Raw genomic sequence first — 5,131 nt, 5'->3', positions numbered from 1 at the left:
CCGGCCGGGGTGGGAGCAGATCGTCGCCGCCCAGGGCATGTGCTTCGACGAACCCGCCCGTTACGCCGACGGCTCGGTTCGCCCCTATTGGGACGAGTCCGTGCACTACGTGTTCGACATGGACGAGGTGCTGTCCATGGAGGCCAGCGTCGAGGTCCTGCACTCGATGTGCCTGGAGGCCGTCGAGCAGGTGGTGCTCACGGAGCGGTTCAGAGACTTCGGGCTGCCGGAGTGGAGCTGGGAGCCCATCGCGAAGTCCTGGCGGCGCAGCGACCCGCACGTGTACGGCAGGTTCGATCTACGTTACGACGGAAAGCGCCCGCCGGTGCTGCTGGAGTACAACGCAGACACCCCGACGACGTTGCTCGAGGCCGCGATTCTGCAGTGGCACTGGAAAACCGACGTCTTCCCCGCCGACGACCAGTGGAACTCCCTGCACGAGCGCCTGGTCGAGCGGTGGGGAGAGATCCGGTTGCGGCTGGCCGGCGAAGAAACTCATTTCACGTGGTCATCGGCCGACATGACGGGCGAGGACAACGTAACCCTCGCCTACATGCAGGAGTGCGCGGCCGAAGCGGGCCTGCACACCGTCGCCCTGGCGATCGAACAGCTCGGCTACGACAGCGATCTGGACCGCTTCGTTGATCTGGAGGAAGCTCCGATCTCGTCGGTGTTCAAGCTCTACCCGTGGGAGTGGGTGCTCGACGACGAATTCGGTCGCCGCGCAGTGGATCTGCTGCCCGAAACGATGTGGGTGGAGCCGCTGTGGAAGACGCTGCTGAGTAATAAGGCGATCCTTGCGGTGCTGTGGGAGATGCATCCCGGGCATCCGAACCTGCTACCGGCCTACCTCGACGAACCGCACGAGCTCACCGATTATCTGCGCAAGCCCAAACTCGGCCGCGAAGGCGGCAACATCACGGTCGCGGCCCCCGGATACAACATGGAGACCGGCGGCGTCTACGGGGCGGAAGGCTATGTGTACCAGTTGTTCGATCCCCTCCCGCAATTCGACGACATGCATCCGTGCCTGGGGGCGTGGATCGTCGGCGACGAGTCGGCCGGCCTGGGCATCCGCGAGAGTCCCGGCCTGATCACCGACAACATCTCGGCCTTTGTGCCACACCGGATTACGTTATGACCCCCGAAGGAGTCTCGATGCTGGCAGCCGGTCTGGACACCGAATACTGGTCGACCGTCGGGCACGGCGTTTCGGCCATCGCGCTGTACACGATCGTCGGGGTGGCCCTGGTGGTGCTGGGCTTCTTCGTCATCGACTGGACCACACCGGGGCCGCTGCGGACACTGGTGATGGCCGGCCGACCGAACGCGGCGGCGATCGCCGCCGCCGGGGTGGTGTCCGTCGCCCTGATCGTGGTCCTGACCATCTACTCCTCGTCCGGAGACATCATCCAGGGTCTCGTGGGAACGCTGATCTTCGGCGTCCTCGGGCTGGTAGGCCAGGCGCTGTGCGTGCGGCTGATCGGACTGGTCACCGGGATCGACATCGGCCGGGTGCTGGCAGCGGAACGCTTCGTCCCCGAAGCGCTGGTCATCATCGCCGGGTATGTTGCTTTCGGCCTCATCATCGCGATCGCGATCCTTTAGGTGGCCAGCCGCCGCACCGGAATCGGCTCAGACGGGTAGGTCCGCGGCGACGATCTCGTCGGCGGCCCGGCGGCCGGACCGGATCGCACCGTCCATGTAGCCGTTCCACACCGACGCGGTTTCCGCCCCCGCCCAGTGGATGCGGCCCACCGGCTCGGCCAGCGCCTTGCCGTACTGGGTCCACGCCCCGGCCGCGAGGCGCCCGCCGTAACAACCGCGGGTGAATTCCTCTTTGTTCCAGTCCTGTTCGAGGAAATCGAACGGCTCCCCCGCGCGCGGGCCGAAGTACTTCACCAGCGCGCCGAGCACAATCTCGCGGCGCTCCTGCGGGCTCAGAACGGTCGCGGTGCGGGCGTGGGCGCCCTCCAGGAACCCCACCAGCACGCCGCAGGAGGAATCGGGCGGGCTGTTGCCGAAGCAAACGTTGAAGGCGAGCGAGCGCGAGTACCCGGCACGTCACATCCACGGGAATCCCGTCGCCAAACCGGCCGACCCGGTATACCCTACGGGGTATGAAACCGGTCAGTCTCTCCGTTCTGACGCTCGCCGCCGCCGCCGTTCTCGCTGGTGGCCTTACGGGATGCGCCAACGACGCCACCGCCATCGCTGTGGGGTCCGTCGCCGAGGCGCCCGCCGGGCAGCCGGCCTACGGCCGGGTGGACGTCGCCCAGTTCGCGTCGCTGATCGCCAAACCCGGCGTGCAGATCATCGACGTGCGGACCCCGCAGGAGTACGCCGACGGCCACATCCAAGGCGCGGTGAACATCCCTGTTCAGCAGTCCGACTACGCCGAGCGGGTGGCCCAGCTGGACCCGGCCGGAACCTACGCGGTTTACTGCCGCAGCAGCGCCCGCTCCAAGGGCGCAGTGGCCAAGATGAGGAATGCCGGTCTGCCCAACGTCTACGAGCTCACCGGCGGCACCGTCGCCTGGACCGCCGACGGTCAGCCGCTGACCCGCTAGAGGGGTATGGGGAGGCTGGCTGGATCGCCACACTCCCCTGCGCGCGAATCCCCGCGGCCAGGCGACTAAGGCCAGGCAGGTGCTCGTCGCTGAAGCAACCCAGCTGCCCCCGGGAAACCCTGACCGCGCGGGTCGACGTGACCGCTGCCAGGTATAAAAGAAGCGGCTTCGCGTCTCTGCGAAACCGCCTTTGGACGGTTGGGTCCATAAACCAGCGGCGATTGGCGTTCGGGTTAGGGACTTCTGCCACTACCCGTGTGCTCGGCGCCGTGGTTGGATCGAGAAAACGGGTGTCAGCCGGATCAGAAGGCCCGTCGTGCATAGATGGGGCGGATTGCGTTGGAGAGCTTCGACTTCCGGGGATTGTCGATCGCCTATGAGCACACCGGGCAGGGTGAGCCGGTGATCATGCTCCACAACGGTGGCTCGTCGCATGCCATTTGGGCGGACGTAGCGAACAGACTGGCGGGTAAGTACGAGATCTTCGCCCTTGACCTGCTGGGGTTCGGCGACTCGGCCAAGCCCGGGGCGGGGTACACCTTGGGCAACTACGTGGCGATGCTGGAAGAATTCGTCAGCTCACGGGGACTGGAGAAGGTCGTACTGGTGGGCAACTGCATGGGTTGCGCCATCTCTCTGGCATTCACCGAACGCCATCCGGACAGGGTGAAGGCCCTGGTGCTGTGCAACCCGCTCACCGAGGCGACGTTCCTGGGTGGCTGGTTGGGACCGTTGCTGTGGTTGCGGGAGCGGCTGCCTGGAATCAATCGGCAGGTGTACCGGGTGCTGGGACACCTGAAGCTCACCAATGGCATCGGCTCAGTTGCCAGCCTGTTCCAGCTGGGGCCGCGCGGCCGCGCCCTCAACGTGCATCGCCGACCCGACATCGTCGAGCCCTATGCGGCCACCGGCCAGCTGGAATCGCTGCTCGGGGTGCTCGACGACCTGGAGAATTACTCGGTCATCGACAACCTCGCGCCGCCGCCGGGGTTCCCGCCCATCTGCACCATCTGGGGCATGAAGAACAAGATCGTCTCGCCCAAGGCGGGAGTCCGCCTGAATTCGACCCTGCACCCCGCTCGCCAGGAATGGCTCCCCGGTTCCGGGCACTTGCTGATGCTGGAGCAGCCGGATGAGGTCGCCTCGATCATCGATGAGTTCCTGGACTCTGCCGCGGTGACGAATGCCTGAGATGGACCCGTTCCCCGACGACATCTTCAACCTCGCTGACATCGTGTTGCGGGTCGCGCGCGAGGACCCGGAGCGCATCGCGGTCATCGACCTTGACGGCTGGGAGGGCTTGGGCAAACGCCGCTACAAACCGCACACCTACGCCGAGCTGTCGGCCGACGTCGAGTCGGTCGCCGTAGGCCTGCGTGAGATGGGCATCGCCGAGCGGACCCGCATCGTCTGCATGTCGCCTCCCAGTTACGAGACCTGCGTCATGGGCGTGGCCCTCACGCGGGTGGGGGCGTTCACCATCTGGATCGACCCTTCGGTGGGCTATCGCAACGTCGCCGAGCGGCTCAGCCGTGTGCAACCGGAGGCGTTCCTGGGCAACGCACTCGCGCACCTCGGGCGGATCACCTTCGGGTGGGGTCCTCGCGACCTCCGCAAGCTTGTTCTCACCGAAAGCCCACTGCTGCCGGGCGGCCGCATCATCACCGGGTTTCCGCCCTTCCCCGGCGCGCACTCGATCAGGTCACTGCGAAAACACGCACCCGGCGAGCCGACGCCGCCGAACGTCGGGTCCGACGATCCCTGCGCGATTCTCTACACCACCGGCAGCACCGGGCCCGCGAAACCGTCGCTGTACTTGCATCGCAACTTCTGTCAACTGTTCCGCAACGCCCACCACAGCTGGGGCTTCGACAAGGGCGACGAGGTCCCGGTGGATCTGGCCGTCTTCCCCGCGTTCCTGTTCATCCCCATCAGCGCCGGCGGCACAATGGTGGTGCCGCCCATCGACTTTGCCCGGCAGGGCCCGGCCCAGGTGGACCCGGCCGCTCTGATCCAGGTCATCAACGACTGCAGGGTGGGGTCGTTTTTCGCCGCGCCGATCCTGATCGAGAACCTGGCCCGCGAAGCGCTCGCTCGCAACCTGACGATGCCCTCCCTGAAACGAGTGATCGGGGCCGGGGCGCCGATCTCGGGTCCAGTCGAAAGAATGCTCGGCGCGGTGATGGCTCCCGACGGTGAGCTGGCGGCGAATTACGGTGCCACCGAGGCCATGCCGTCGACCGAGTTGAGCAGTCGCGAGCACCTTGACGGCTTGTGGGACTTGACCGAGCAGGGTGCCGGCATCTGTGTGGGTTACGCCCTGCCGGGCGTCGAGTTGACGATCATCGACATCGCGGACGGTCCCATCGATTCCATCGAGGAAACGTCGGATCTACCCACGGGGCACATCGGCGAAATCCTGGTGCGGGGAAAGCACGTGAGTCCCGAGTACTATCTCGACCCCGATGCCACGCGGAAGAACAAAGTGCCCGACCCGCAAGGGGATTGGCACCGCTTCGGGGATGTCGGTTACCTCGACGCTGCGGGCAGGCTCTGGGTCT

Annotated in this window: 5 protein-coding genes and 1 pseudogene; 5 read left to right on the top strand and 1 reads right to left on the bottom strand. The window is 66.1% G+C overall.

Annotation, left to right across the window (positions count from 1 at the left end; translation table 11 throughout):
- The coding region (locus ADBZ6I_RS15885) for a glutathionylspermidine synthase family protein (RefSeq protein WP_526385522.1) at positions 1 to 1,141 on the top strand (1,141 nt) is incomplete at its 5' end.
- Positions 1,138 to 1,608 carry a DUF350 domain-containing protein gene (locus tag ADBZ6I_RS15880; protein ID WP_526385520.1) on the top strand — a complete coding sequence of 157 codons (471 nt, stop codon included), beginning with the start codon at positions 1,138 to 1,140 and terminating at the stop codon, positions 1,606 to 1,608. The genes ADBZ6I_RS15885 and ADBZ6I_RS15880, both read left to right, overlap by 4 nt.
- A 27-nt stretch (positions 1,609 to 1,635) precedes the next feature.
- Here ADBZ6I_RS15880 and ADBZ6I_RS15875 read toward each other — a convergent pair.
- Positions 1,636 to 2,037: pseudogene (locus ADBZ6I_RS15875) on the bottom strand (flavin monoamine oxidase family protein); the annotation flags it as partial.
- An 83-nt stretch (positions 2,038 to 2,120) separates the two neighbouring features.
- Here ADBZ6I_RS15875 and ADBZ6I_RS15870 point away from each other — a divergent pair.
- The 3 genes from ADBZ6I_RS15870 to ADBZ6I_RS15860 form a co-directional block, all read left to right on the top strand.
- Positions 2,121 to 2,570 (top strand): rhodanese-like domain-containing protein, encoded by a 450-nt coding sequence (locus ADBZ6I_RS15870; protein WP_526385518.1) that lies wholly within the window; start codon positions 2,121 to 2,123, stop codon positions 2,568 to 2,570.
- Positions 2,571 to 2,894: 324 nt separating this feature from the next.
- Positions 2,895 to 3,761 (top strand): alpha/beta fold hydrolase, encoded by an 867-nt coding sequence (locus ADBZ6I_RS15865; protein WP_526385516.1) that lies wholly within the window; start codon positions 2,895 to 2,897, stop codon positions 3,759 to 3,761.
- The coding region (locus ADBZ6I_RS15860; RefSeq protein WP_526385514.1) for an AMP-binding protein at positions 3,754 to 5,131 on the top strand (1,378 nt) is incomplete at its 3' end. The genes ADBZ6I_RS15865 and ADBZ6I_RS15860, both read left to right, overlap by 8 nt.

The sequence above is a fragment of the Mycobacterium sp. genome (assembly GCF_044342925.1).
Taxonomy (GTDB): Bacteria; Actinomycetota; Actinomycetes; order Mycobacteriales; family Mycobacteriaceae; genus Mycobacterium.
This window is presented reverse-complemented; position numbering and strand designations above follow the sequence as displayed.